Source organism: Streptomyces sp. NPDC043854, from assembly GCF_056436005.1.
Map to the genome: position 1 here is coordinate 1 of NZ_JBWKDK010000045.1, position 25,908 is coordinate 25,908.

21 protein-coding genes and 1 pseudogene are annotated in these 25,908 nt (G+C 72.2%); 11 read left to right on the plus strand and 11 right to left on the minus strand.

Annotated features, from left to right (window positions below):
• Nucleotides 1–63 precede the first annotated feature (63 nt).
• Nucleotides 64–600: pseudogene (locus AC068A_RS29555) on the plus strand (maltokinase N-terminal cap-like domain-containing protein); the annotation flags it as partial.
• Nucleotides 601–757: 157 nt separating this feature from the next.
• On the opposite strand, the gene AC068A_RS29560 reads toward AC068A_RS29555, so the two are convergent.
• The 6 genes from AC068A_RS29560 to AC068A_RS29585 all read right to left on the minus strand — a co-directional run bounded on the left by AC068A_RS29560 (nt 758) and on the right by AC068A_RS29585 (nt 8,164).
• Nucleotides 758–2,929: a 3-hydroxyacyl-CoA dehydrogenase NAD-binding domain-containing protein gene (locus AC068A_RS29560; protein WP_478589317.1), complete on the minus strand. Its 2,172-nt coding sequence runs from the start codon at nt 2,927–2,929 to the stop codon at nt 758–760.
• Nucleotides 2,930–2,986: 57 nt separating this feature from the next.
• A complete protein-coding gene (locus tag AC068A_RS29565; protein WP_478589318.1) occupies nt 2,987–4,201 on the minus strand; it encodes an acetyl-CoA C-acetyltransferase in 1,215 nt (404 codons plus the stop codon).
• 22 nt (nt 4,202–4,223) lie between these two features.
• Nucleotides 4,224–5,366 carry an acyl-CoA dehydrogenase family protein gene (locus AC068A_RS29570; RefSeq protein WP_478589319.1) on the minus strand — a complete coding sequence of 381 codons (1,143 nt, stop codon included), beginning with the start codon at nt 5,364–5,366 and terminating at the stop codon, nt 4,224–4,226.
• Nucleotides 5,367–5,375: 9 nt separating this feature from the next.
• Nucleotides 5,376–6,404 carry an LLM class F420-dependent oxidoreductase gene (locus AC068A_RS29575; protein WP_478589320.1) on the minus strand — a complete coding sequence of 343 codons (1,029 nt, stop codon included), beginning with the start codon at nt 6,402–6,404 and terminating at the stop codon, nt 5,376–5,378.
• Nucleotides 6,404–7,678 (minus strand): CaiB/BaiF CoA transferase family protein, encoded by a 1,275-nt coding sequence (locus AC068A_RS29580; protein WP_478589321.1) that lies wholly within the window; start codon nt 7,676–7,678, stop codon nt 6,404–6,406. The genes AC068A_RS29575 and AC068A_RS29580 overlap by 1 nt, the downstream gene beginning before the upstream one ends.
• A 93-nt stretch (nt 7,679–7,771) precedes the next feature.
• Nucleotides 7,772–8,164 carry an MmcQ/YjbR family DNA-binding protein gene (locus tag AC068A_RS29585; RefSeq protein WP_478589322.1) on the minus strand — a complete coding sequence of 131 codons (393 nt, stop codon included), beginning with the start codon at nt 8,162–8,164 and terminating at the stop codon, nt 7,772–7,774.
• A gap of 218 nt (nt 8,165–8,382) precedes the next feature.
• On the opposite strand from AC068A_RS29585, the gene AC068A_RS29590 reads away from it, so the two are divergent.
• The 3 genes from AC068A_RS29590 to AC068A_RS29600 all read left to right on the plus strand — a co-directional run bounded on the left by AC068A_RS29590 (nt 8,383) and on the right by AC068A_RS29600 (nt 13,286).
• Nucleotides 8,383–10,047, plus strand: coding sequence for a hypothetical protein (locus AC068A_RS29590; protein ID WP_478589323.1), 1,665 nt, complete (start codon nt 8,383–8,385; stop codon nt 10,045–10,047).
• A gap of 177 nt (nt 10,048–10,224) precedes the next feature.
• Nucleotides 10,225–11,946, plus strand: coding sequence for a hypothetical protein (locus tag AC068A_RS29595; protein WP_478589324.1), 1,722 nt, complete (start codon nt 10,225–10,227; stop codon nt 11,944–11,946).
• Nucleotides 11,947–12,071: 125 nt separating this feature from the next.
• Nucleotides 12,072–13,286 carry a saccharopine dehydrogenase family protein gene (locus AC068A_RS29600; protein ID WP_478589325.1) on the plus strand — a complete coding sequence of 405 codons (1,215 nt, stop codon included), beginning with the start codon at nt 12,072–12,074 and terminating at the stop codon, nt 13,284–13,286.
• Between the two features lie 16 nt (nt 13,287–13,302).
• Here AC068A_RS29600 and AC068A_RS29605 read toward each other — a convergent pair whose 3' ends face one another.
• Nucleotides 13,303–13,980 carry an endonuclease V gene (locus AC068A_RS29605; protein ID WP_478589326.1) on the minus strand — a complete coding sequence of 226 codons (678 nt, stop codon included), beginning with the start codon at nt 13,978–13,980 and terminating at the stop codon, nt 13,303–13,305.
• A 26-nt stretch (nt 13,981–14,006) separates the two neighbouring features.
• Between AC068A_RS29605 and AC068A_RS29610 the strand changes: the two genes are divergently transcribed.
• Together AC068A_RS29610 and AC068A_RS29615 are read left to right on the plus strand one after the other, a co-directional pair.
• Entirely contained in the window at nt 14,007–14,306 is a 300-nt protein-coding gene (locus AC068A_RS29610) for a YciI family protein (RefSeq protein ID WP_478589327.1), read from the plus strand.
• Between the two features lie 2,010 nt (nt 14,307–16,316).
• Nucleotides 16,317–16,796, plus strand: a complete 480-nt coding sequence (locus AC068A_RS29615) for a GNAT family N-acetyltransferase (RefSeq protein WP_478589328.1) — start codon at nt 16,317–16,319, stop codon at nt 16,794–16,796.
• 13 nt (nt 16,797–16,809) lie between these two features.
• Here AC068A_RS29615 and AC068A_RS29620 read toward each other — a convergent pair whose 3' ends face one another.
• Nucleotides 16,810–17,988 carry a WD40/YVTN/BNR-like repeat-containing protein gene (locus tag AC068A_RS29620; RefSeq protein WP_478589329.1) on the minus strand — a complete coding sequence of 393 codons (1,179 nt, stop codon included), beginning with the start codon at nt 17,986–17,988 and terminating at the stop codon, nt 16,810–16,812.
• A 74-nt stretch (nt 17,989–18,062) separates the two neighbouring features.
• Here AC068A_RS29620 and AC068A_RS29625 point away from each other — a divergent pair, with 74 nt between their 5' ends.
• The 4 genes from AC068A_RS29625 (at nt 18,063) to AC068A_RS29640 (ending at nt 22,452) form a co-directional block, all read left to right on the plus strand.
• Complete coding sequence (locus tag AC068A_RS29625; RefSeq protein ID WP_478589330.1) at nt 18,063–18,521, plus strand: (4Fe-4S)-binding protein; 459 nt, start codon at nt 18,063–18,065, stop codon at nt 18,519–18,521.
• A gap of 177 nt (nt 18,522–18,698) precedes the next feature.
• Nucleotides 18,699–19,115 (plus strand): spore wall synthesis regulator SsgD, encoded by a 417-nt coding sequence (gene ssgD, locus AC068A_RS29630; protein ID WP_478589331.1) that lies wholly within the window; start codon nt 18,699–18,701, stop codon nt 19,113–19,115.
• A gap of 329 nt (nt 19,116–19,444) precedes the next feature.
• Nucleotides 19,445–21,088, plus strand: a complete 1,644-nt coding sequence (locus AC068A_RS29635) for an ABC-F family ATP-binding cassette domain-containing protein (protein WP_478589332.1) — start codon at nt 19,445–19,447, stop codon at nt 21,086–21,088.
• Nucleotides 21,089–21,480: 392 nt separating this feature from the next.
• Nucleotides 21,481–22,452 carry an acyl-ACP desaturase gene (locus AC068A_RS29640; protein ID WP_478589333.1) on the plus strand — a complete coding sequence of 324 codons (972 nt, stop codon included), beginning with the start codon at nt 21,481–21,483 and terminating at the stop codon, nt 22,450–22,452.
• Between the two features lie 71 nt (nt 22,453–22,523).
• Here AC068A_RS29640 and AC068A_RS29645 read toward each other — a convergent pair whose 3' ends face one another.
• From AC068A_RS29645 to ligD, 3 genes are all read right to left on the minus strand, one after another.
• Nucleotides 22,524–22,796 carry a WhiB family transcriptional regulator gene (locus tag AC068A_RS29645; RefSeq protein ID WP_478589354.1) on the minus strand — a complete coding sequence of 91 codons (273 nt, stop codon included), beginning with the start codon at nt 22,794–22,796 and terminating at the stop codon, nt 22,524–22,526.
• A 63-nt stretch (nt 22,797–22,859) separates the two neighbouring features.
• Nucleotides 22,860–23,654: a VOC family protein gene (locus AC068A_RS29650; protein ID WP_478589334.1), complete on the minus strand. Its 795-nt coding sequence runs from the start codon at nt 23,652–23,654 to the stop codon at nt 22,860–22,862.
• Nucleotides 23,655–23,716: 62 nt separating this feature from the next.
• Nucleotides 23,717–24,736, minus strand: a complete 1,020-nt coding sequence (gene ligD / locus AC068A_RS29655) for a non-homologous end-joining DNA ligase (protein WP_478589335.1) — start codon at nt 24,734–24,736, stop codon at nt 23,717–23,719.
• Nucleotides 24,737–24,811: 75 nt separating this feature from the next.
• Here ligD and AC068A_RS29660 point away from each other — a divergent pair, with 75 nt between their 5' ends.
• Nucleotides 24,812–25,888, plus strand: coding sequence for an ATP-dependent DNA ligase (locus AC068A_RS29660; RefSeq protein ID WP_478589336.1), 1,077 nt, complete (start codon nt 24,812–24,814; stop codon nt 25,886–25,888).
• The last annotated feature ends 20 nt before the right edge of the window (nt 25,889–25,908 follow it).

The following is a 25,908-nucleotide window of genomic DNA, read 5'->3' on the forward strand; positions in this document are numbered from 1 at the left end:
TGACCCCCCGACCAGCCCTGGGACACCGCCAGGTGAGGCGCCGAGGAGACGGGGAGGGCCGGCGGGTTCCGCCGCAAAGACGGGGGGGGGGGGGTGGGTGTCGGCTCCGTGTCTGCCCCCCCCGCCCCCCCCGAGCCGCCCGTCGCCTACCACGTGCCGCTGACCTACCGGGGCGCCCCGCTCGACGGCGCCGAGGCGGGCCTGCTGGGCACCTCGGAGCACGGCGTGCTCGGCAAGCGCTGGGTGTACGACGCCACCCACGACCCGGTGGCCGTGGAGCGGCTGCTCGCCCTGCTGCGGGGCGAGGCCGAGCCGCAGGCGCAGAGCGTCTCCGACGTCCCCGACCCGACGGTCGCCGTGGAGAACCCGGCCGACCCGGCCTCCGCGCGGCCGGCTCCGGACGCGGTCCCGCAGGTCGTGCACGGGCCGCAGGGCACCGAGATCCGGGTGGCCGGGCTGCCCGCCGCCCTGTCCGTGACGCGCGTCCTGCGGCCGGGTACGCCGTCCGACGGCGCGGCCGCCGTCGTCGCCGGCTGGACCCTGCCCGACGGGACGGAGCCGCGCGGGGTGTTCGCCGCCCTGCCGCCCGGCACGGCCTGACACCGGGCGGGACGCGCCGCGGCCGCCCCGGGGTCCCGCCGCCCCGGAGACCCGCCGCCCCGGGAGCAGCCGTCCCGGAGCGGCGGGAACCCGGAGGGAGCCGCCGCTCCGGGTCCGGACGCACCGGACCCGGACGCACCGGACCCGGTCGGCCGATTCAGTCGGCGTATGTCTCGCCGCGCTCGGCCTTGGCGACCAGCGAGGCGGGCGGGGTGAACCGCTCGCCGTACTGCGCGGCCAGCTCCCGGGCGCGGGCCACGAATCCCGGCAGGCCGCCCTCGTAGCCGTTGATGTACTGGATGACCCCGCCGGTCCAGGCCGGGAAGCCGATGCCCATGATGGAGCCGATGTTGGCGTCGGCGATCGAGGTCAGCACGCCCTCGTCGAGGCAGCGCACGGTGTCCAGCGCCTCGGAGAAGAGCATCCGCTCCTTCATGTCCTCGAAGGGGATCTCCGCGTCCGGCTTGGCGAAGTGCTCGCGCAGCCCCGGCCAGATCCGGACCCGCTTGCCCGCCTCGTCGTACTCGTAGAAGCCGGCGCCGCCGCTGCGCCCGGGGCGGCCGAAGTCGTCGACCATCCGGTCGATGACCGCGTCCGCCGGGTGCGGGGTCCACGAGCGGCCCTCGGCCTCGACGGCCTTGCGGGTCTCGTTGCGGATCTTGCGCGGGAGGGTGAGGGTGAGCTCGTCCATCAGGGAGAGCACCTTGGCCGGGTAGCCGGCCTGGGCGGCGGCCTGCTCGACGGAGGCGGGCTCGATGCCCTCGCCGACCATCGCGACGCCCTCGTTGATGAACTGGCCGATGACGCGCGAGGTGAAGAAGCCGCGGGAGTCGTTGACCACGATCGGGGTCTTGTTGATCTGCCGGACGAGGTCGAAGGCGCGGGCGATGGCCTCGTCGCCGGTGCGCTCCCCCTTGATGATCTCCACCAGGGGCATCTTGTCGACGGGCGAGAAGAAGTGCAGGCCAATGAAGTCGCCGGGGCGGTCGACGCCCTCGGCCAGCCCGGTGATGGGCAGGGTGGAGGTGTTGGAGCACAGCAGCGCGTCGGGCGCGACGACGTCCTGGATCTCCTGGAACACCCGGTGCTTGAGGGCCGTGTCCTCGAAGACGGCCTCGATGACGGCGTCGCAGCCGGCCAGGGCGGCGGCCTCGGCGGTCGGGGTGATCCGGGCCAGCAGCTCGGCCCGCTTGGCCTCGGTGGTGCGGCCCTTGGCCAGGGCCTTGTCGAGCAGCTTCTCCGAGTAGGCCTTGCCCTTCTCGGCGGCCTCCGCGGAGACGTCCTTGAGGACCACCTCGATGCCGGCGCGGGCGCAGGAGTACGCAATGCCCGCGCCCATCATCCCGGCGCCGAGCACGGCGACCTTGCGGACGGGGCGCGGCTCGAAGCCCTGCGGGCGGCTGCGGCCCGCGTTGACGGCCTGGAGGTCGAAGAAGAACGCCTGGATCATGTTCTTCGCGGTCTGGCCGGTCACCAGCTCGGTGAAGTAGCGGGCCTCGATGGTCAGCGCCGTCTCGAAGTCCACCTGGGCGCCCTCGACGGCGCAGGCCATGATGTTGCGCGGGGCCGGGTACGGGGCCCCGTTCAGCTGCTTCTTGAGGTTCGCGGGGAACGCGGGGAGGTTGGCGGCGAACCGCGGGTTCGACGGCGTACCGCCGGGGATCTTGTAGCCGGGGACGTCCCAGGGCTGCTGCGACTCGGGGTGGGCGTCGATGAAGGCGCGCGCCTTGGCGAGCATCTCCTCGGGCGTGGCGGCCAGTTCGTGGACGAGCCCGTTGTCCAGGGCGCGCTGCGGGGTGTACTGGGTGCCCTGGAGCAGGACCTTCAGCAGGGCGTCGGTGATGCCCATGAGGCGGACCGTGCGGGTGACGCCGCCGCCGGCCGGGAGCAGGCCGAGGGTGACCTCGGGCAGGCCGATCTTGGAGCCGGGCGCGTCGAGGGCGATCCGGTGGTGGGAGGCGAGGCAAATCTCGTAGCCGCCGCCGAGGGCGGCCCCGTTGACGGCGGCGACGACCGGCTTACCGAGGGTCTCGATGCGGCGCAGCGACCGCTTGATCTCGGTGCCGGTGTCGAAGGCGAGCTGCGCGTCCTCGGGGCGCAGCCGGATCATTTCCTTGAGGTCGCCGCCGGCGAAGAAGGTCTTCTTGGCGGAGGTGTAGATGATGCCGCGGATGGAGTCCTTCTCGGCCTCGGCGCGGTCCGCGATGGCCGCGATGGAGTCCTTGAAGGCCTGGTTCATCGTGTTGGCGGACTGGTCGGGGTCGTCGAGGACGAGGGTGACGACGCCGGTCTCGTCCTGCTCCCAGCGGATCGTGGTGGACTCGCTCATGTTCGCTACTTCCGTGTCAGCCGTGTCGGAGGAGGGGATCAGGGGGTGCAGGACGGGTCAGAGGCGCTCGACGACGGTCGCGATGCCCATGCCGCCGCCGACGCAGAGGGTGACGAGCCCGTAGCGCTTGTCCTGGCGCTCCAGTTCGTCGACGACCGTGCCGAGGATCATCGCGCCGGTGGCGCCGAGGGGGTGGCCGAGCGCGATGGCGCCGCCGTTGACGTTGACCTTGTCGAGGGAGACGCCCATGTCCTTGACGAAGCGCAGGACGACGCCGGCGAAGGCCTCGTTGATCTCGATCAGGTCGATGTCGTCGATGGTCAGGCCGGCCTTGGCGAGGGCCTTGCGGGTGGCCGGGGCGGGGCCGGTCAGCATGATCGTGGGCTCGGAGCCGGAGACGGCCGCGGAGACGATCCGGGCCCGCGGGGTGAGGCCGGCGCGCTCGCCCGCCTCGCGGGAGCCGATCGCGACGAGCGAGGCGCCGTCGACGATGCCGGAGGAGTTGCCCGCGTGGTGGACGTGGTCGATCTTCTCGACCCAGTGGTACTTCTGCAGGGCGACGGCGTCGAAGCCGCCGAGCTCGCCGATGTCCGCGAAGGACGGCTTGAGCTTGGCGAGGGTGTCGGCGGTGGTTCCGGGGCGGATGAACTCGTCGTGGTCGAGGACGACGAGGCCGGTGCGGTCGGTGACCGGGACGAGGGACCGGGCGAAGCGGCCCTCCTTCACGGCGTTGGCGGCGCGCTCCTGGGAGAGGGCCGCGTACTCGTCGACGTCGCGGCGGGAGAAGCCCTCGATGGTGGCGATCAGGTCGGCGCCGATGCCCTGGGGGACGAAGTTGACGTCCCAGTTCGTCATCGGGTCGTTGAACCAGGCGCCGCCGTCCGAGGCCATCGGGACCCGGGACATCGACTCCACGCCGCCTGCGAGGACCAGGTCCTCCCAGCCGGAGCGGACCTTGGCGGCGGCCATGTTGACGGCCTCCAGGCCGGAGGCGCAGAAGCGGTTCTCCTGCACGCCGGCCACGGTGTCCGGCAGCCCCGCGGCGACGGCCGCGACACGGGCGATGTCCGAGCCCTGGTCGCCGACCGGGCCGACGACACCGAGGACGATGTCGTCGATGGCGGCCGGGTCCAGCCCAGGGTTGCGCTCGCACAGGGCGCGGATGAGGCCGACGACCAGGTCGATCGGCTTGGTGCCGTGCAGGGAGCCGCTGGCCTTGCCGCGGCCGCGCGGCGTGCGGATCGCGTCGTACACGTACGCTTCGGTGCTCACTGGTCAAGCCTTTCGAGGGAGGTTAGCCGAGCAGGGAACGACCGATGATCTCCTTCATGATCTCGGTCGTGCCGCCGTAGATGGTCTGGATGCGGCCGTCGGTGAACGCCCGCGCGACCCGGTATTCGGTCATGTAGCCGTAGCCGCCGTGGAGTTGCAGGCAGCGGTCGGCGACCCGCTTCTGGAGCTCGGTCGCCCACCACTTCGCCATCGAGGCGTGGACGTGGTCGAGTTCGCCCGCGCAGTGGTCGGTGATGCAGCGGTCGACGAAGGTGCGGGTGACGGCGCACTCGGTGGCCATCTCCGCTATCTCGAAGCGGATGTGCTGGAGCTTGGACAGCGGCCGCCCGAAGGCCTCGCGCTCCTTGACGTACCCGGTGGTGGTCTCCAGCAGGTGCTCGGCGCCGGCGATGGCGGCCATCGCGATGGCCAGCCGCTCCTGCGCGAGGTGGTTCATCAGGTGGACGAAGCCGCCGCCCTGCTCCCCGAGCAGGTTCTCCTTGGGGACGCGCACGTCGTTGAAGAACAGCTCGGCGGTGTCCTGCGCCTTCTGGCCGATCTTGTCGAGGTTGCGGCCGCGTTCGAAGCCCTCCGTGCCGCGCTCGACGACGAGCAGCGACAGCCCGTGCGCCCCGCCCTCCGGGGTGGTCTTGGCGACCACGATCACCAGGTCGGCGAGGATGCCGTTGGAGATGAAGGTCTTGGAGCCGTTGAGCAGCCAGTGGTCGCCGCGGTCCTCCGCGCTGGTGCGGATGCCCTGGAGGTCGGAGCCGGCGCCCGGCTCGGTCATCGCGATCGCGGTGACCGTCTCGCCGGAGCAGAACCCGGGCAGCCAGCGGCGCTTCTGCTCCTCGGTGGCCAGGTTGACCAGGTACGGGCCGATGATGTCGTTGTGCAGGCCGATCGCCAGGCCCGGGGTGCCGGCCCGGGTGAACTCCTCGGCGATCACGGCGGCGTAGCGGAAGTCGGGGTTCCCGCCGCCGCCGTACTCCTCCGGGACGGCGAGGCCCAGCAGCCCCTGCCGGCCCGCGGCCCGCCAGACCTCGCGGCTGACGATGCCGTCGTTCTCCCACTGCTCGTAGTGCGGCAGCACCTCCTTGGCGAGGAAGGTGCGGACGGTCTCGCGGAACGCCTCGTGGTCGGCGTCGAAGATGCGGCGTTGCATCGGATCCCCCTACTGGAGCCAGCTCTTGACGGTTTCGATCAGCCGGGCCGGCTCGGGTCCGACGGGCGTCACGTTGAGCATGGTGACCCCGGCCTCGCGGAAGGCCTCGACCCGCTCGCGTACGTAGCCCGCGGGCCCGCACAGCGTCATGAGCTCGCAGAACTCGTCCGGCACGGCGGCCGCGGCGTCGCGCTTGCGGCCGGCGAGGTAGAGCTCCTGGATCTTCCGGGCCTCCTCCTCGTAGCCGTAGGCGACGGCGAGGTCGTTGTAGAAGTTCTTGCCGACGGCGCCCATTCCGCCGACGTACAGGGCGATCTGCGGGCGTGCGAGGTCCCGTGCGGCGGCCGCGTCCTCGCCGATGGCGAGCAGGCCGCCGGCGACGGTCTGCAGCGGGCCGAGCGCGGGGTCGCGCCGTGCGGCGCCCTCGGCGAGCGGGCCGCCCCACACGGCGTGGGCCTTCTCCGGGATGAAGAGGGTGGGCAGCCAGCCGTCGGCGATCTCGGCGGTCATCCGGACGTTCGCCGGGCCGAGGGAGGCGATGTAGACGGGGATGGAGGGGCGGACGGGCCGGGTGAGGATCTTCAGCGGCTTGCCGTGCCGGCCGCCCTTCTCGGCCGGCAGCGGCATGTCGGTGATGCCGTGGTGGTCGATGGTCTCCCGGCGCCAGATGCGGCGGCACAGCTCGACGGTCTCGCGGGTCCGGCCGAGCGGCCGGTCGTACGGCTTCCCGTGCCAGCCCTCGACGACCTGCGGGCCGGAGGCACCCAGGCCCAGCAGGGCGCGGCCGCCGGAGAGGGCGTCGAGGCCGGCCGCCGTCTGGGCGATGAGGGCGGGGGTCCGGGAGTAGACGTTGACGATGGCCGAGCCGATCTTCATCCGCTCGGTGCGGGCCGCGAGATAGCCCATGATCGTCGGCGCGTCGAAGCCCCAGGCCTCGGCGACCCACACCGCGTCGAGGCCGGCCGACTCCAGTGCTGCCGCCTCGTCGGCGGCCCGGCGCGGGTCGCCGGCGTAGTCGAGCATCATCGACAGTTCCATCAGGCGTCGCCGCCCTTTCCGGTCAGGCCCGGCACGTCCCAGTCGCGGGCCACGGATGCGGTGTCCGCCCCCGGCTGCGCGGGGCCGCCGGCCAGCACGGCGGGGGTCGCGGAGAACCGGGGTGCGGGGGCGGGCTGGGTGATCCCGCCGTAGTCGGTGAAGGTGCCGCGGGCGGCGAGGTGCGGGTGGTGCGGGGCCTCGCGCAGCGACAGGACGGGAGCCACGCAGGCGTCCGTCCCCTCGAAGACCGCCGTCCACTCCTCGCGCGTACGGGACGTGAAGCGGGCGGCGACGGCCTCGCGGAGCTCACCCCAGCGGGCCGGGTCCTTGCGGGCGTCGGACAGGTCCGCGAGGCCGAGGAGCTCGGTGAACCGGTCGTAGAACTGCTGCTCCAGGGCGCCGACCGCCATGTGGCCGCCGTCGGCGGTCTCGTAGGTGCCGTAGAAGGGGCAGCCGCCGTCGAGGAGGTTGGCTCCGCGCCGGTCCTGCCAGCCGCCGGCCGCCATCATCCCGTGGATCATGGCCGTGAGGTGGGCGGTGCCGTCGACGATGGCCGCGTCCACGACCTGCCCGGTGCCCTCCGGGGTCCGGGCGTGCTGGAGGGCGGCGAGGATGCCGATGACGAGGTAGAGCGAGCCGCCCGCGTAGTCCCCGAGGAGGTTCGCGGGGACGGCCGGGGGCCCGTCCGGTGCGCCGATCATCCCGAGGGCGCCGGTGACGGCGATGTAGGCGATGTCGTGGCCGGCGGCCTGCGCGAGCGGGCCGTCCTGGCCCCAGCCGGTCATCCGGCCGTACACGAGCCGGGGGTTGCGGGCGAGGCAGTCGGCCGGGCCGACGCCGAGCCGCTCGGCGACCCCGGGGCGCATTCCCTCGATGAGGATGTCGGCCCGCTCGGCCAGCTCCAGGACCTGTGCCGGGCCCTGCGGGGACTTCAGGTCGACCAGGACGGAGCGCTTGTTGCGGTTGGTGATGTCGTACGCGGGGTCGATCGCCAGGCCGGGGCCGCCGGGGCGGTCCACACGGACGACGTCGGCCCCGAGGTCGGCGAGGAGCATGGCGGCGAACGGGCCGGGGCCGATGCCCGCCAGCTCGACGACGCGCACGCCGGAGAGGGGGCCGCGGGCGCCCGGCGCGCGGCCCCGGGCCTGGTCCTGAATCTGGCCCTGGCCCTGGCCCTGGGCCTCGGCCCGGGTCTGACTCCGGCCCTGCCCGGCCCCGTGTCCGTCGTGGTGGCCGTCGTGCCCGTGCTCCTGCCCGGCACCTGTCACTGCCATCGAGCCCCCAGCGTCCCGGTCTGCGAGTGTGACACAACTGATGTAACACCAGCGATGCTAGGAAGGTGCCCCACTCCGCACAAGAGCAAGCGCTTAGCCGTTTGCTGCGATCCGCGTGTCCAACTCCTTGACGTGCCGCTTCAGGGCCACGGTCCGGTAGCTCTCCTCCACCCACTCGCACAGCACCTGGGCGGAGGGCGCGCCCTTCCCCTCCAGCGGCACCGAGACCCAGCCGGACCGGCCCAGACCGTAGCCGGTGGGCTCCGCCCCGGGCGCGGACAGGGCGTGGCCGTGCAGCGCCTCGTCCTTGAGCTTCACGGAGAGCCCGAGCGGCTGCGGGCCGTCCGTGTTGCCCAGGAAGACGAAAATCTTCTTGTTGACCTTCACGACACAGTCCTCGGGGCCCCACGGGAACTCCTCCACCGCCTCGGGAAGCGCCAGGGCGAACTCCCGCACCGCCTCCCACTTGCGCAGCGCAGCCTTCACACGCACCTCCGTTCACCAGCCGTTCGCGCGCGCCCGCGCGGGCGGGCCCACGTTCACGCTAGTCCCGTCCGCCGCCGCCGGCCGGGCAACCGGACCGTACATCTCCGGCAATGGCCCATCCGGCCTGCGCAAACCCGTGCGCCGGATGTCGGCGCACCTATGTACCCTGAGCGGGCTTCAGCCTTGATCAAGGGCTCAACAACTTTATGGGGGGCTCGGTGTCCTACCGCCGAATCGCAGCATCCGCCGCCGTCCTCGCGGCCGGCATCTCTCTCGTCCCGGGCGCGGCCCACGCCGCCGACCCGGCCGCGGGCAAGCCCAAGCCGCACGGGGTCACCGTGCCGGACCCGGCCAAGACCGTGAAGCCCGAGACCACCACGTTCGACAGCCCGGCGAATCGTTCCGTCAAGCAGGCTCCCGCCGCCGGCCAGGCCGATGCCTCCGCCACTGCCGAGGCCGCCGCGAGCGACATCGAGGTGGGCCTGCACGCCTTCACCACCAGCGCCCACGGCATGGAACTGCGCACCGTCACCAACGGCACTGCCAACCAGGTGTCGATCAGCATCGAGTGGGGCGACGGCGCGACGAGCCAGGAGAGCTCCACCGGCGGCCAGACCGTCACCACGGCCCACCAGTACGGCAAGCCCGGCGGGTACACGGTCAAGGTCACCGTGACGGACCAGGTCACGCAGGCCACGGCCGTCAACCAGGTCGCCGTCTGGACCCGCGGCTCGCACTACACCCCGTACGGCCCGACCCGCCTCCTGGACACCCGCAACGGCACGGGCGCCGCGCAGGGCAAGGTGCCCGCCTACGGCGTGACGCGACTGAAGATCGCCGGCAACGGCGGCATTCCCGAGGGCGCGACCTCGGTCGCCCTCAACGTCACCGTCACCAACACCACCAGCGGCGGCCACATCACCGCCTTCGCCGACGGCTCCGAGCGGCCCACCACGTCCAACGTGAACTTCGCCCCCGGCCAGACCGTCCCGAACCTGGTCATCGTCCCCGTCGGCAAGAACGGCTACGTGGACCTGTACAACGGCGGCTGGGAGGGGGTCGACCTCGTCGCCGACGTCACCGGCTACTTCACCAAGTCCGCCTCCAGCGGCTACACCCCGCTGGCGCCGCAGCGCCTCGTCGACACCCGCAACGGGACCGGCACCGCCCAGGGCCAGGTCAAGGGGTACGGCACCTTCACGACGCAGGTCGCCGGCATGGGCTGGGTCTCGCCGAACGCCACGGCCGTGGCGCTGAACGTCACCGTCACCAACCCCAGGAGCGACGGCCACCTGACGGTCTACCCGAGCGGCCAGTCCGCCCCGACCGCCTCGAACCTGAACTTCAGGACCGGCCAGACCATCGCCAACTCGGTCATCGTGCCCGTCGGCCCCGACGGCAAGATCACCGTCCGCAACGGCGCCTGGAACCCGGCCGACGTCATCGTCGACGTCGTCGGCTACTACAGCCCGGGCAGCGCGAACGCGTACGTCCCGGTCAAGCCCTCGCGCCTGCTCGACACCCGCGACGGCTCGAAGTGGGCCTGGGGCCCGCTGGAAGGCCGCGGCTACATCTACATGCCGCTCGCCGACGGCCTCCCCCACACCAAGGGCTTCGTCCTGAACTCCACGGTGACCAACACCAAGGACAACGGCTACCTCGCCGTCACGCCGGACCCGAACTCGCTGAGCGACTACGACAACGGCACGGAAATCTGGCCGCCCACCCCCACCTCCTCCACCCTCAACTGGACCGTGAACAAGACCGTCCCGAACCTCGTCCAGGCCGCGAGCGGCCCGTCCGGGATCATCGACTTCTGGAACCAGAGCGACGGCAACATCGACCTCATCGTCGACATTTTCGGTGTGTATCAGGACAACTGAAACCCATCGGCAGCGCCTCGGCGCAACGCCCTGGAAACGGCCTTCAGGCCGCTTTCCGGGGCGTTTTCCGTGGGGGCGGGAGTGGAGGCGGGGGCCGGTGGTTGGCCGAAAATCGCCTATGTAGTCTGAGCGGGCTTCCAGCCCCGACCGAGGGCTACCTGACTATTGGGGGGCTCGGTGTCCTACCGCCGACTCGCAGCATCCGCCGCCGTCCTCGCAGCGGGCATCTCGTTCATTCCGGGCAACGCCCAGGCCGCAGACCCCGCCGCCGGCGGCGCCCACGGTCTCACCACGCCCGACCTGATCCCGGCCGACGCAGTGAAGAAGACCAAGTTCAGCAGCCCCGCCACCGAGTCCACCCGGCTGACCGCGCCGACGGCCGGGAGCAAGCTCACCGCGCCGCAGTCGACCGCCTCGGGCGCCGACGCAGAGGCCGGCGCCGGTGCCGGTGCCACGGCGGCCGAGGCCGCCGCCGCGGACTTCCAGGTGGCCGTCGACGCGTACACCGTGAGCGCCCACGGGATCGCGATCGACGCCTGGGTCGAGAACCTCGCCACCAGCGCCTCCGTCACCATCGCCTGGGGCGACGGCGCGACCACCAACGCCTCGTACGACGGCAGCAGCCAGCCGGTGAGCAGCGAGCACACCTACGCAGAGCTCGGCACGTACACGGTCAAGGTCACCGTGACGGACTCCGGCACGGGCACCGCGGTCACCAACGAGGTCCAGGTCACCACCGAGGGCTCCGACTACACCCCGTACGGCCCGACCCGCCTGCTCGACACCCGCAACGGCACGGGCGCCGCGCAGGGCAAGGTCGCCCCGTACACCTCCGCCAAGGTGAAGATCGCCGGCAACGGCGGCATCCCGGCGGGCGTGACCGCGGTGGTGCTCAACGTCACCGTCACCAACACCACCAGCGGCGGCCACGTCACGGCCTTCGCCGACGGCGACGTCCGCCCCACCACGTCCAACGTGAACTTCGCCCCCGGCCAGACCGTCCCGAACCTGGTCATCGTGCCGGTCGGCGCGAACGGCTACGTCAACCTGTACAACGGCGGCTGGGAGTCGGTCGACCTGATCGCCGACGTCACCGGCTACTTCACCCAGTCCGCCTCCAGCGGCTACACCCCGCTGGCGCCGGAACGTTTCGTCGACACCCGCAACGGGACCGGCACCGTCCAGGGCCAGGTCAAGGGGTACGGCTCCTTCAGCGTCCAGATCGCCGGCAAGGGCAAGGTCCCGGCCTCCGGCGTGAAGGCCGTCGCCCTCAACGTGACCGTCACCAACCCCAAGAGCGACGGCCACCTGACGGTCTACCCGAGCGGCCAGTCCGCCCCGACCGCCTCCAACGTGAACTTCACCGCCGGCCAGACCATCGCCAACTCGGTGATCGTCCCCGTCGGCCCCGACGGCAAGATCGTCGTCCGCAACGGCGGCTGGAACCCGGCCGACGTCATCGTCGACGTCGTCGGCTACTACAGCCCCGCCAGCGCGGGCGCCTACCTGCCGTTCCAGCCGGAGCGCCTGCTCGACACCCGCGACGACGCCACCTGGGGCGAGGGCCCGCTCGGGGGCCGCGGCTACATCTACCTGCCGCTCGCGGCGGGCGAGCCCGGCATCAAGGGCTTCGTGCTCAACTCCACGGTGACCAACACCAAGGACAACGGCTACCTCGCCGTCTCCCCCGACCCCAACACCCTCGACGACTACATCAACGACACGGCCCCCTGGCCGCCCGCCCCCACCTCCTCCACCCTCAACTGGACGGTGGGCAAGACGGTGCCGAACCTCGTCCAGGCCAGCACCGGCGCCAACGGCATCATCGACTTCTGGAACCAGAGCGACGGCAACATCGACCTCATCGTCGACGTCTTCGGCATGTACCAGGACAACTGACCCGGTAGTCGGACGCCTCCGTACAGCGCCCCGGCAGCGGCCTCCAGGCCACTGGCGGGGCGCCGGTCGTCCCACGCCCGCCGCACGCTAGCCTCGGCCACCCGTACGAGCTGGGAGGAACCGTGATGGACGAAGAGGTCCGGCAGGGCAGGCGGACGAGACCGGGGCACGACCGGGCCCACGACATCGTGCTCTTCGGCGCGACCGGGTTCGTGGGGGCCCTCACCGCCGAGTACCTCGCCCGACACGCCCCCGCCGGCTGCCGGTGGGCCCTCGCGGGCCGCGACCCCGGCAAGCTGGAGCGGCTGCGCGAACGGCTCGCCGCCCGCTACCCCGGCTGCGCCGACGTGCCGCTGCTCCGAGCGGACGCCTCCGATCCGGCGGCCGTGCGGGAGCTGGCGGCCGCCACCCGCGTCCTCGCCACGACAGTGGGACCGTACGTCCTGTACGGCCCGGAGCTGGTCGCCGCGTGCGCCGAGGAGGGCACCGACTACGTGGACCTCACCGGCGAGCCCGAGTTCGTCGACCGCATGTACGTGGAGCACGACGCCCGCGCCCGGGAGACCGGGGCCCGCCTGGTGCACGCCTGCGGCTTCGACTGCATCCCGGCCGACCTGGGCACCTACTTCACGGTGCAGCAGCTGCCGGAGGGCACCGCGCTGCAGGTCGACGGGTTCATGCGGTCCAACGCCCGCTTCTCCGGCGGCACCCTGGCCTCCGCCCTCACCGCGATGGGCCGCGGCCCGCAGGCCATGGCCGCGGCGCGCGCCCGCCGCCTGCACGAGCCCCGGCTGCCGGGGCGACGCGTACGGGGGCCGCTGGGCGCACCGCGGTTCAGCCGGGAGACCGGCACCTGGGCGATGCCCCTGCCCTCCCTGGACCCGCAGATCGTGACCCGGTCCGCGGCCGCACTGGAGCGGTACGGGCCGGACTTCCGCTACCGGCACTACGCGTCGGTCGAGCACCTCCCGGTCGCCGTGGGCGGCACGCTGGCGGTGGGCGCGACGGCGGCCCTGGCCCAGCTGCCGCCGGCCCGCCGCTGGCTGATCGGCCACTGGGGACCGGGCCGGGGCCCGGACGCCGAGCGGCGGGCCCGCAGCTGGTTCACGGTCCGCTTCGTGGGCGAGGGCGGCGGCCGCCGGGTGTTCACCGAGGTGTCGGGCGGCGACCCCGGCTACGACGAGACCGCCAAGATGCTGGCCGAGTCGGCACTGTGCCTCGCGTACGACGCCCTGCCGCAGCGCGCGGGCCAGCTCACCACGGCGGTCGCGATGGGCGACGCCCTGCTGGAACGGCTCCAGAAGGCGGGGATCCGGTTCCGGGTGGCGACGGTGAGCTGAGGGGTGCGTGTCGCGTTCAGGAGGCTTCGCGCAGGGCCCGGCGGCACAGGGAGTCGGCGTGCCGGGTGGTCTCCGGGATCCGGAACCGGGGGCTCAGCGCGAGGGCGTGGGCGCAGGCGTTGTCGAGCGAGATCCGGTGGCCGACGGAGACGTACACCGGCTTGATCCCGTCCTGGGTCCGCAGGGCGCGCCCGACGACCGCCCCGTCGGCGGCGAGCAGCGCGGCGGCCTCCCCGCGGCGGGCGCCGGGCTCCTCGTAGGTGAAGGTGAACGGGTTCTTCGCCACACCCATGCTCGGCAGCCCGGTGACCACCCCGAGGTGGCACGCCAGACCGAAGCCGCGGGGGTGGGCGAGACCGTAGCCGTCGCAGACGACGAGATCCGGGGCGGCGGTCAGGGCCTCGAGCGCGGCCAGGACGGTCGGCAGCTCCCGGAAGGCGAGGAGCCCGGGCACGTAGGGGAAGCTGACGTGCCCGACCGCCGTCCTCTCCTCGACGACCTCGAGGGTGGCGGCGTCGAGGACCACGGCCGCGGCGGCGACCAGGTCCCGCTCGTCGTCGTACGCGACGTCCACCCCGGCGACGAGCCCGCGCCCGGGCTGCGGCCCGGGCTCGTCGAGCACGACCAGATTGCGCAGTTCATCCTGTATCGCCCGGGCCTCGGCCTCGTCGGCGGGGGTCTTCACACTCGTCATGATGGTGCGAGAGTAACCTGACGATCATGTTCGTCATGGAGCTCACGTACACAGCGCCCATCGAAGCCGTCGAAGACGAGCTGGACGCCCACATCGCCTGGCTCGACCGCTACTACGCCTCGGGCGTCTTCCTCGCCTCGGGCCGCAAGGTCCCGCGGGACGGCGGCATCATCCTGGCGGCGGGAGTCTCCCGCGCGGAGGTCGAGCAGATCGCGGAGGAGGACCCCTTCACGGTGGCCGGCGTCTGCGAGTACCGCATCACGGAGTTCATCGCCACGAAGACGTCGGCAGACCTCGCCGCGGTCCGCGAACACCTGGCAACGTAGGGCCGGGGGGCGAGGCGGGGGCCCGGAGCCGAACGGGGACGCGGGGCGGAAGGCTGTACGGGTGGCCTCCCCCGCAAGCGGGAGCGCACTGCGCAACCGCGGCGCGGCGGACGGAATCACGCCCGACCGGCGTCGGAGGAGCATCCGGGGGCTTCCCGGCAGCCCATTGTCCTTCCGGTTCGGGCCGGCCCGTCAAGGGCGCTCCCTGCGGTCGCGTCGCTGCGCGATGTCGCTCCGCTCCACCCTTGACAGCCCGACCCGCCCCGGAATGCCAACAGACTGCCGGGAAGCCCCCGAAGGATGGCCAGGGGGACCGATCGAGGGACGGGGCGATCAGAGAAGCCGCCCCCGGCTCCGCCTTGCAGCATCCCCAGGACCACCAGGACCGACCGATGCCGGGCGCGCGGGCACAAAAGACGCCCCAAGACGGCCATCAGACCCCCGCTTCGGGAGCGATGAGGCCCCAACCTGCAGCAAATGTCGACCAGAAGCCCATCGGGGCACGCCAAACGCCCCAGATCGCTACGCGCTCCTCATTTCTCGGCGTCCGACGGCCGTCTGGAGCTGGTAGACGCGGCAGATCGCTACGCGCTCCTCATTTCTCGGCGTCCGACGGCCGTCTGGAGCTGGTAGACGCGGCAGATCGCTGGACAGTCCTGATTTCTCGGCGGCTTGCGGCAGGCTCGGGGGCCGGCAGCAATCAGGGGCCGGGAGGCGTGCAGGTCGCCCTGCATGCTCGTCATGTGTCGACAACGGAAGCCATCTGCGGGGTCACTGCGCGGGTGATTGGCCTCCGTCACTGGCCAATTCGGTCTAGAGAAAGGTTCCTTCGGGTGTCCATGGGGCTGACACGGGCGACAAAGGCACCCAGACGTTGCCCAACGTCGAACTGCTCGACATTTCGCCCCACCTTCCGGTCTCCACGTGAGACGACGTGCGAACAGACCGGTCCGCTGACGCCGTCTGGCGCGCAGTGCGCACCAGGACCGCTTGCCGTCGAGCCAGCGCGGGACGAGTCGTCCGACCGCGACGCAATCGTGGGCACCTTACATCGGTTCGCACACGATCGGCCGCCAAGCCACGCACCTTGCTTCCTCATCCGTCGCACCCCAGCCCATTGCGTCCTTCGGCCGCCTTGTTGCGCGACGTACTCGCTCTCAAGCGCCCCTGCTCCAGACCGCCGCCAGACGCCCAGTCACGAGGAGCATGTAGAGGTCGTGGGCGGCCTATGTCCAACCCCAGACGGCCGCCAGACGCCCAGTCACGAGGAGCATGTAGAGGTCGTGGGCGGCCTATGTCCAACCCCAGACGGCCGCCAGACTCCCAGTCACGAGGAGCGCGTAGCGATCTGGGGCGTTTGGCGTGTCCCGATGGGCTTCTGGTCGACATTTGCTGCAGGTTGGGGCCGCCTCGCTTCCGAGCGGGCCCTGGTGTCTGCCTCGGGGGCGTCCTTTGTGCCTGCGCCCCCGGCGCCGGTCGGTCCCGGTGGTCCTGAGGGATGGGGATGCTGCAAGGCGGAGCCGGGGGCGGCTTCTCTGATCGCCCCGTCCCTCGATCGGTCCCCCTGGCCATCCTTCGGGGGCTTCCCGGCAGTCTGTTGGCATTCCGGGGCGGGTCGGGCTGTCAAGGGTGGAGCGCAGCGACATCGCGAAGCGACGCGACGACGAAGGAGGAGCGCCCTTGACGGGCCGGCCCGAACCGGAAGGACAATCGGCTGCCGGGAAACCCCGGACACCTCTCCGACGCCGAGCGCGGGGATACCGCTCGCCGCGACCCCGCCCAGCCGCCTCCCGCCGGGCCGGCTGATCCGGTGTCGCCGTCTGCGTCCAGCTGCCCTGGTCCGGCGTGCCTGCCGCCCCCCGCCTGCCCGGCTTCGGTGGCCCGGGGCGCCGTCACGCAGTCCTCTCCCGGCCCGCTCGACTCCCCCACCCCACATCACCCCGACCTCCATCACCCCGACCTCCATCACCCCGACCCGCACACACACCCCACCACCCACAGGAGCCCCTCATGCACCCCCGTCCCGCCACCCCCGCCGACATTCCCGAGCTCATCCGGCTGCGGGCCGTCGCGCTCGCCGCTCTCGGGGTGGAGCCCGGGCCCGCCGATGCCGCCTGGCGGGATGTCGCCCCCGGGTGGTTCCTCGAGCGCATCAGCGACCGGTCCGACGTGCACTGCCTCGTCGTCGGCGGAGCACCCGGCGAGCCCCTCGCAGCCACCGGGATGGCCTGGGTGACGTACCACCTGCCCAGGCCCCAGTACACCGACGGACGCCGCGGATACCTCGACGGCATCGTCACCGACGAGGCCTTCCGCGGGCAGGGGCACGCCCGGCGGATCGTCGACGGGCTCGTCGCATGGTTGAACGGCATCGGGATCCACTACATCCAGCTTCACGCCAGCTCCGCCGGCGAGCCCGTCTACAAGGCGGCGGGCTTCGTGCCCAGCCACTTCGGCAGCATGGACCTCTTCACGCGGCCGACCGACTGATCACCGGCTGGCCTCACCGGCGTTCCAGCCGCCCCACCCGTCCCTTCTCCCCCGCCGCCCAGCAGCCGCCGTCGGCCGCGCAGTCGACGGTGTCGTACGAACCCGGCTCCAGCGCCCGCCAGCTGCGGCCCCCGTCCGTGGTCACGTCCGTACCGGTCGGCCCCACCGCGAGCGCCGTGCCGCGGGTGTGCGGGAGCCAGGCCGCGCCCGACCGGTAGGCGGGCGGCGGGGTCCCGGACGGGCTCCAGTTGCGGCCCGCGTCCGCCGAGACGGCGGCGGCCTGCGGGGACGGCTGGCCGGTGCGGTAGTCGCCGCCGACGGCGAACCCCGTCGTACGGTCGCGGAAGGCCAGGGCGAACACCCCCTTGGCGGGGTCGCCGGCCGGGATGCCGGACTCGGCGGCCCGCCAGGTGCGGCCGCGGTCCGCCGAGTGCAGGATCCGGGCGACCGCGCCACCGCCCGTGGCCAGCCACACGTCCCGGGACCCTGCGCCCACCAGGCACTGCCCGCTCGCCGCGAAGCCGGCCTCGCCGGGCAGCGCGTCCGGCATGCCCGTGTCCGGCAGCAGCGCCCAGTTCCGCCCGCCGTCGTCCGTCGACAGGATGCGGAACCTGCCGTCCACCGGGTCGCTGACCGCCAGGCCGTGCCGGGAGTCGAAGAAGGTCAGGCAGTCGTAGAAGGCGCGCGGGTCGGTGTTCCGGAAGGTCTCGGTCCAGGTCCTGCCGCCGTCGTCGGTGCGCAGCACCCGCGAGGCCTCCCCCTCCCCGATGGAGAGGGCGACCGCGCGGCGCGCGTCGAAGGCTTCGATGTCGCGCAGCTCCAGGCCGTCGGCCGCTGCGGCGGGCGGCGAGACGTCCTTCCAGGTGCGGCCTCCGTCGACGGTGCGCAGCACGGTGCCCTTGGAGCCGGCCACCCAGGCCGTGGTGCGGCTGACCGCGGCCAGTCCGCGGAATCGGGCGTCCTTGCCGGTCTGCTTCAGCGCCCAGCCCGCGCCACGGAGATCCCGTAACTCCCCAGCCCCGGGAGCGCCCTGCGTCCCAGGAGTGCCCCGTACCTCAGGAGCATCCTGTGTCCCAGGAGCGTCCTGCACCCCGTACCCCTCCCGCGTCCCCCCGGTGTCCGCCTGCGCCGGAGCCACCACCGGCCCCACCGCCAAAGCTGCCGCGAGCATGCCAACTCCCAGAAGTCTCATGGCGCCGGAAGCTAGTGCACCCCGGATTCGCCGTCCAGAGTGCGTCCCCGCCGCCGCCTTCCTACCGTGGGTGCATGCCCTCCAACCAGCCCGACGAGCCCAACGAGCCCAAGCAGCCCCGGCAGCGCAAGGAGCCCAAGGCCTATCCGGGCAAGCGGATCACCGTCACGTACGAGACGGGCCGGTGCCTGCACGCCGCCGAGTGCGTGCGCGGTCTGCCCGAGGTGTTCGACACGGGGCAGCGGCCCTGGGTGCAGCCGGACGGCGCCGATCCCGAGCGGGTCGCCGAGGTGATCCGGCGGTGTCCGTCGGGCGCGTTGCAGTACCGGCTCGCCGGCGGGCCGCCCGAGGAGCCGGACCGGCCGACGACGGTCGTACGGTCGCCGGCCGGCCGACTGGTGATCCGTGGCGAGCTGCGCGTGACGACCGCGGACGGAACCGTCCGCAGGGAGACCAGGGCGATGCTTTGCGCCTGTGGAGTGAGCGGGAACCAGCCGTTTTGCGACCACTCCGGATCGTGCGGCAAGGAGTGACCCCCTTCGGGCACAACCCCCACCCCGATTACTCTGTGCGATCAAACGGATGCGTTCCAGCCAGGCGGTGACACAGCTCACGTCATCGGCCGTGCACGGATTTGCCGATTGCGGCGTCTATCCGGATGCCGGGTTCCACCCATACCCGGCAGGAATTCCGCCGCAAGGGAGCGAGCCTTGAACACTGTTATCGAGCAGGCTGTGCAGGCACGTCTGGTGGCCACCGCGCCGAAGGTCGAGACCGTACCCGTTACTCTCTGCTACGACCGTGCGGATCCGTTCGCCGTGCGGATGGCCTTCCCCGCCCCCGCCACGCTGGAGGGCGTCGAGGTGTCGTGGACCTTCGGGCGCGAGCTCCTGGAGTCGGGCCTGGACCGTCCGACGGGCTACGGCGACGTGCGGGTGCGGCCGTACGACGGCGACCGGACCACGATCGAGTTCCACGCCCCCGAGGGTGTCGCGATCGTGCTGATGTCCACGGCCGAGCTGCACCGGTTCCTGGCGCGGGCGGCGGAGATCGTCCCCCCGGGGCTGGAGCACCTGTACCTCGACATGGACCACAGCCTGGCCGAGCTGATGCGCGGCCCCCACTGAGCCCGGCGACCCGCCCGGCCCGTAAATCGTTTGCGGGCGGCTCCGGCCGCCCGTAGCTTCGTCGACGCCACCCTCCTCGTCGAACGGAGCAGGACGTTGCACTTCTAAGGCCGAGACGCCGACCGACACCGACACACCACACCGGTCACACAGTCGACCCCGCCACCGCACAGCCACGCCGCCGCACGACCGTGCCGCCTCAAGGCCGCACGACCGTGCCACCACAAAAGGCGTGCGCCGTGCCGCTGTTCTGCGGGACCTCGCCACCGGGTCCGTCCTCGGCCGTCTCCCCCCGTTGCACGCACCATTCACGCAACCCGGAGGCCTCCATGAGTACGACGTCCGCCGCTTTCATCACCTGCTCCACCCTGTCCTTCGAATGGCCCGACGGCACGGCCGTCTTCGACGGGCTCCAGCTGGCCGTCGGCCCCGGCCGTACCGGCCTGATCGGGCGCAACGGCAGCGGGAAGTCCACCCTGCTGAAGCTCATCGCGGGCGAACTGAGCCCGACCGGCGGCCAGTCGACCGTCGCCGGCACCCTGGGCCACCTCCCGCAGAACGTCACCCTCGACACCTCCCTCCGTGTCGACGAGGCGCTCGGCATCCGCGCCGCCCGCGCCGCCCTGCTCGCCATCGAGGCGGGTGAGGCGACCGAGGAGAACTTCGCCGCCGTCGGCGACGACTGGGACGTCGAGGAACGCGCCCTGGCCACCCTCGACCAGCTCGGCCTCGCCCGGATCGGCCTCGACCGCACGGTCGGCGAACTCTCCGGCGGCGAGGGCGTGTTGCTGCGGCTGGCCGCCCTGCTGCTCGCCCGCCCCGACGTGCTGCTGCTGGACGAGCCGACGAACAACCTGGACTTGCGGGCCCGGCGCCGGCTGTACGCGGCGGTCGAGTCCTGGCCCGGAGTGACGCTGCTGGCCAGCCACGACCGGGAGCTGCTGGAGCGGGTCGACCAGATCGCCGACCTGCACGACGGCGAAGTGCACCGGTACGGGGGGAACTTCTCGGACTACGAGGCGCAGCTCGCCGCGGAGCAGGAGGCGGCCGAGCGGCTGGTCCGGGTCGCCGAGGCCGATGTGGTCCGGCAGAAGCGGGAGTTGGCCGAGGCGCACGCCAAACTGGCGCGGCGCCGGCAGTACGGCCAGAAGATGTACGACACCAAGCGCGCATCCAAGATCATCGCGAATGGCAACAAGAGCTCCGCCCAGGAGTCCGCGGGCAAGCACCGCGCCCTGCACAACGAGCGGCTGGCGCAGGCGAAGGAGCGCCTGGACCAGGCGGTGGAGGGCGTCCGGGACGAGGCCGACATCCGGATCGAGCTGCCGGCGACCCAGGTTCCGCCGGGGCGCCGGGTGCTCACCCTGAGCGGGGTGCGGCTGGCCCACGGGGCCGGGGTGCCGGGCGAGTGGGAGGTGCGCGGCCCGGAGCGGATCGCGCTGGTGGGCCGCAACGGCTCGGGCAAGACGACCCTGCTGCGCACGATCGCCGGGCTGCTCGACCCGGTGTCCGGGGAGGTGGCGGCGCACGTTCCGGTGGGGTTCCTGCCGCAGCGGCTGGACGTGCTCGACGAGGGCCTGTCGGTGGCGGCGAACGTGGCCCGGTTCGCCCCGCACGCCTCGAACAACCTGATCCGGGCGCGGCTCGCGCACTTCCTGTTCCGCGGCGCCCGCGCGGACCGGGCGGCGGGCACGCTGTCGGGCGGTGAGCGGTTCCGGGCGGCGCTGGCGGCGCTGCTGCTGGCGGAGCCGGCTCCGCAGCTGCTGATGCTGGACGAGCCGACGAACAACCTGGACCTGGCGAGCGTACGGCAGCTGTCGGGCGCCCTGGACGCGTACCAGGGCGCGCTGCTGGTCGCCAGCCACGACGTGCCGTTCCTGGAGTCGATCGGGATCACGCGCTGGCTGCTGGTCGACGGCACGATCCGGCCGACCACGGCCCAGGAGGTCCGGGAGACGCTCCGGTCCGCCTGACCCGGCGAACCGACCCACCCCCACCGCACCGACCCCACACCACCCCGACACCCGCCCCCGGCCCCGGCTCCCCGGCCCCGACGCCCGGAGCCGGGGCCGGCTCCGCTTCGGCCCCGGCTACGGCGTCCGCATCCCCATCCCCATCCCCATCCGCGTCCCCATCTGCGTCGGCATCCACGTCCGCATCCGCGTCAAGGCGGTGTCGCGGGACCACCTGCCTGCGTGACATTCGCCCCGCACTCGGCCGCGTGCACCCTCATAAACTGCACAGATAACTGGATGTAACCGGGCATATGAACGCCTGGGGCTTGGCTCACCCTCACGGTCCGCTTAACCTACGGCGTCGTAGGCTACGGCACCGTAGGTAATTCGCTTTGTCCCCAGGAGCACCCGTGACGATCACCTCTCCCCACCTCGGCAGCTCTCAGGCGTGGACCGACGCCAAGCTGCTGTACGCGCTGGAAGAGGTGGTGGAGAAGGAGCTCAACCGCCACCTGAAGGTCACCAAGGACTGGATGCCCCACGAGTACGTCCCGTGGAGCGACGGCCGGAACTTCCCGGCCTTCTTCGAGGACGGCGAGCCCTGGGACCCGGCGCAGTCCAAGGTCACCGACATCGGCAAGATCGCGCTGGTGGTGAACCTGCTGACCGAGGACAACCTGCCCAGCTACCACCACGAGATCGCCACGCTGTTCGGCCGCAACGGCGCCTGGGGCACCTGGGTGCACCGCTGGACCGCCGAAGAGGGCCGCCACGGCATCGTGATGCGCGACTACCTGCTGGCCTCGCGCGCGGTGGACCCGGACAAGCTCGAGAACTTCCGCATGCAGCACATGTCGGAGGGCTTCGAGTCCGACAACCGCCACTCGATGCTGCACTCGGTGGCGTACGTCGCCTTCCAGGAGCTGGCGACCCGGATCTCGCACCGCAACACCGGCCACCAGTCCGGCGACCCGGTCTGCGACCGCATGCTCGCCCGCATCGCGCAGGACGAGAACCTGCACATGGTCTTCTACCGGAACCTGCTGGGCGCCGCCTTCGAGCTCGCCCCGGACCTGACGATGCAGGCCGTGCGCGATGTCGTCGTGAACTTCCGGATGCCCGGACACGGCATGCCCGGCTTCGAGCGGATGGCCGCCCAGATGGCGATCGGCGGGGTCTACAACCTGCGGATCCACCACGACGACGTGCTGAGCCCGGTCATGCGCTTCCTGAAGATCATGAACATCGACGACCTCGGCCCGGAAGGCCAGAAGGCCCAGGAGGAGCTCGGCCTGTTCATGAACGGCCTGGACGCGGAGGCGCGCAAGTTCGACGAGCGCCTGGCCGCCCGTGCGGCCCGCCTGGCCGCCCGCAAGGGCTGACCTGCGGTCTTCTTGACCTCTTGATCCCTCGGCTTCGGCCTCGGCCTCGGCCCGCCCCTGCGGGCCGGGGCTCAGCGGCGCGGGCGGAGGGCGTGGCGCTCGGCCTCGGAGAGTCCGCCCCAGACACCGAAACGCTCGTCGTTGGCGAGGGCGTACTCCAGGCAGCCCGCCCGCCCCTCGCACGCGGCGCACAGCCGCTTCGCCTCACGCAGCGAGGAGCCCGGCTCCGGAAAGAAGAACTCCGGGCCGGTCTGGGCGCACAGGGCGACCTCGTACCAGGCGGCGGCGGGGGCGGTTGCGGTTGCGGTTGCGGTTGCGGCGGCGGACGTAGTGCTGGTGTTCATCGACATGCCGGAGATCCTCACGGCCCCCGATGGACGTCCGATCAACGACTGATCAACACCCGTTCATCCCTGGGGCGGCGGGGCGCTGGCTATGACCGCGAACCGGGCTCCGTAGGGGTCCGCCAGCTTCGCGAAGCGGCCGACTCCCTCCATGGAGACCGGGGCCAGCCGGACCTTGCCGCCCGTCTCCTCGGCCCTGGCCGCCGTGGCGTCGCAGTCGGCGACCTCGAAGTACGGGGTCCAGTAGGGGTGTTCGGAGTCCTCGACCGGGTCTCCGGCGATGGGCACCAGACCGCCGAAGGCCTCCTTGTCGGCGGCTCCGGCGGGTTTGGTCATCTTGTACGTGCCGCCGTCGAAGGCCATCTCGGCGATCTCCCAGCCGAAGACGGAGCCGTAGAAGTCCCGCGCCGCGGCCACGTCGGCCGTGTACAACTCGGCCCAGCACAGGGTGCCGACCTCCTGCACCGCATCCAGCCCGGTGTTCCCGCGGGGCTGCCAGGTCGCGAAGGCCACCCCCTCCGGGTCGGCGAAGACCGCCATCCGGCCGTTGTCCAGGACGTCCGCCGGCGCGGAGAGCACCGTACCGCCGGCCTTGGTGACGGCGGCGGCGGTGGCGTCCGCGTCGGAGCTCTGGAAGTACACCGTCCAGGCCGGGGGGCCCTGCTCCGCGGTGACGGCCATGCCACCCGCGACGATCCTGTCGCCGAGGCGGAACATGCCGTACCCGCCGACCTCCTCGCCGCCCGCCCGGTAGTCCCAGCCGAACAGTCCGGCGTAGAAGCCCGCGGCGCCCTCGGTGTCCGGCGTGCCGAGGTCGACCCAGTTCGGGGCGCCGTCCTTGTAGTCCGTCGTGAGCATGGCCCGCACTCCTTCCGTCCTCACTTCGAGCATGGCATCCGGCACTGACAGGGCCCGGCGGGTCAGTCCTCGCGTTTGGCGCGGCTCGGCTGGACGCGCTTCGGTTCGCCCGGCATCTTCGGGTAGTCCGGCGGGTACGGCATGTCGCCCAGGCCGTGGTCGTGTTCGTGGCGGTCGGCGAGTTCCAGCGCCTGGTCCAGGGTGAAGGCGTGCTCGTCCATGTCCGCGTGCAGGTCCCCGACCTCGGCGAAGCGGGCGGGCATGGTGGTGATGTCGAAGTCGCGGGGCTCGGCGGAGTCGAGTTCGTCCCAGCGCAGCGGGGCCGAGACGGGGGCCTGCGGGCGGGGGCGTACGGAGTAGGCGGAGGCGATCGTGCGGTCGCGGGCGGTCTGGTTGTAGTCGACGAAGATCCGCTCGCCGCGCTCCTCCTTCCACCAGGCTGTGGTGACCCTGCCCGGCATCCGCTGCTCCAGCTCCCGGCCGATGGCGATCGCGCACCGCCGGACCTCGGTGAAGGTCCAGCGCGGTGCGATCGGCACGAAGACGTGCAGGCCGCGCCCGCCCGAGGTCTTCGGCCAGCCCCGCAGCCCCAGGTCCTCCAGGACGTCCCGCAGCTCGTGCGCGGCGATCACCGCGTGGTGGTAGCCGGTGCCCGGCTGGGGGTCCAGGTCGATGCGCAGTTCGTCGGGCCGGTCGGTGTCCGTGCGGCGCACCGGCCAGGGGTGGAAGGTCAGGCAGCCCAGGTTGGCGGCCCACAGCACGGCGGCCGGCTCGGTGGGGCACATCTCGTCGGCCGACCGCCCGCTGGGGAAGGCGATGTGGGCGGTCGGGATCCAGTCGGGCATGGTCTTCGGCGCGCGCTTCTGGAAGAAGGACTCGCCCTCCACCCCGTCCGGGTAGCGCTCCAGGGTCGTGGGCCGGTCGTGCAGGGCGCGCGTGATGCCGTCGGCGACGGCCAGGTAGTACCGGGCCACGTCCAGCTTCGTCAGGCCCCGCTCCGGGAAATACACCTTGTCCGGGTTGGACAGCCGCACCGTCCGCCCGCCCACGTCCAGCTCGATCGCCTTTCCGGATGCACCCATGTGCGCCACGGTAGGCGGGCCCGGCCCGACGCGCATACCGGGCGGAACTATATATATCGCCGCAGAATCGTTGGCATGGATCTGCCCGTGATGCCGCCCGTGAAGCCGATGCTCGCCAAGTCGGTGTCCCGGATCCCGCCGGGTATGCAGTACGAGGCCAAGTGGGACGGCTTCCGCGCCATCGTGCACCGCGACGGCGACGAGGTGGAGATCGGCAGCCGCACCGGCAAGACCCTCACCCGGTACTTTCCCGAGCTGGTGACCGCTCTGAGGGAGAACCTGCCCGCCCGCTGCGTGGTCGACGGCGAGATCGTGATCGTGCACGGCGGGCGGCTCGACTTCGACCGGCTGACCGAGCGGATCCACCCCGCGCAGTCCCGCGTCGACCTCCTCGCCCGGACGACCCCCGCCAGTCTCGTCGCCTTCGACCTGCTCGCGCTCGGCGACGCGTCGCTCCTCGACACCCCGCTCGCCGACCGCCGCACCGCCCTGTCCGATGCCCTGTCCACTGCTCGGCCCCCCGTCCATCTCGCGCCCGCGACCACCGACCCCGCGCTCGCGCAGGAGTGGTTCGAACAATTCGAAGGCGCCGGGCTCGACGGGGTGATCGCCAAACCCCTCGATCTGCCCTACCGGCCCGATGCCCGCCTCATGTTCAAGATCAAGCACGAGCGTACGGCCGACGTCGTCGTCGCGGGGTTCCGTTTCCACAAGAGCGGTCCGATTGTCGGATCGCTGCTGCTGGGCCTGTACGACGACCGCGGCGCCCTCCAGCACGTGGGCGTGTGCGCCGCCTTCCCCATGAAGCGCCGCGCCGAGCTGGTGGAGGAGCTGGCACCGCTGCGGATGGCGGAAGCCGCCGGACACCCCTGGGCCGCATGGGCCGAGGAGTCCGCCCACGAGAGCGCCCGCCTGCCCGGCGCACAGAGCCGCTGGACCGGCAAGAAGGACCTCTCCTGGGTGCCGCTGCGCCCCGAACGCGTCTGCGAGGTCGGCTACGATCACATGGAGGGCGACCGCTTCCGGCACACCGCCCAGTTCCGCCGCTGGCGGCCCGACCGGACGCCGGAGAGCTGTACGTACGCCCAGCTGGAGGAAGTCGTCGGCTACGACCTCGCCGAGGTGCTGGGGATGGGCCCCGGCTCCGGCTGATCCCCGCCTCCCCCGCCCCG

Bases quoted from the DNA above. Each gene is read 5' to 3' on its own strand.
- AC068A_RS29560 (WP_478589317.1), bottom strand. From the start codon at position 2,929: ATGAGCGAGTCCACCACGATCCGCTGGGAGCAGGACGAGACCGGCGTC.
- AC068A_RS29570 (WP_478589319.1), bottom strand. From the start codon at position 5,366: ATGCAACGCCGCATCTTCGACGCCGACCACGAGGCGTTCCGCGAGACC.
- AC068A_RS29575 (WP_478589320.1), bottom strand. From the start codon at position 6,404: ATGGAACTGTCGATGATGCTCGACTACGCCGGCGACCCGCGCCGGGCC.
- AC068A_RS29580 (WP_478589321.1), bottom strand. From the start codon at position 7,678: ATGGCAGTGACAGGTGCCGGGCAGGAGCACGGGCACGACGGCCACCAC.
- AC068A_RS29600 (WP_478589325.1), top strand. From the start codon at position 12,072: ATGGACGAAGAGGTCCGGCAGGGCAGGCGGACGAGACCGGGGCACGAC.
- AC068A_RS29605 (WP_478589326.1), bottom strand. From the start codon at position 13,980: ATGACGAGTGTGAAGACCCCCGCCGACGAGGCCGAGGCCCGGGCGATA.
- AC068A_RS29610 (WP_478589327.1), top strand. From the start codon at position 14,007: ATGTTCGTCATGGAGCTCACGTACACAGCGCCCATCGAAGCCGTCGAA.
- AC068A_RS29615 (WP_478589328.1), top strand. From the start codon at position 16,317: ATGCACCCCCGTCCCGCCACCCCCGCCGACATTCCCGAGCTCATCCGG.
- AC068A_RS29620 (WP_478589329.1), bottom strand. From the start codon at position 17,988: ATGAGACTTCTGGGAGTTGGCATGCTCGCGGCAGCTTTGGCGGTGGGG.
- AC068A_RS29625 (WP_478589330.1), top strand. From the start codon at position 18,063: ATGCCCTCCAACCAGCCCGACGAGCCCAACGAGCCCAAGCAGCCCCGG.
- AC068A_RS29635 (WP_478589332.1), top strand. From the start codon at position 19,445: ATGAGTACGACGTCCGCCGCTTTCATCACCTGCTCCACCCTGTCCTTC.
- AC068A_RS29645 (WP_478589354.1), bottom strand. From the start codon at position 22,796: ATGAACACCAGCACTACGTCCGCCGCCGCAACCGCAACCGCAACCGCA.
- AC068A_RS29650 (WP_478589334.1), bottom strand. From the start codon at position 23,654: ATGCTCACGACGGACTACAAGGACGGCGCCCCGAACTGGGTCGACCTC.
- ligD (WP_478589335.1), bottom strand. From the start codon at position 24,736: ATGGGTGCATCCGGAAAGGCGATCGAGCTGGACGTGGGCGGGCGGACG.
- AC068A_RS29660 (WP_478589336.1), top strand. From the start codon at position 24,812: ATGGATCTGCCCGTGATGCCGCCCGTGAAGCCGATGCTCGCCAAGTCG.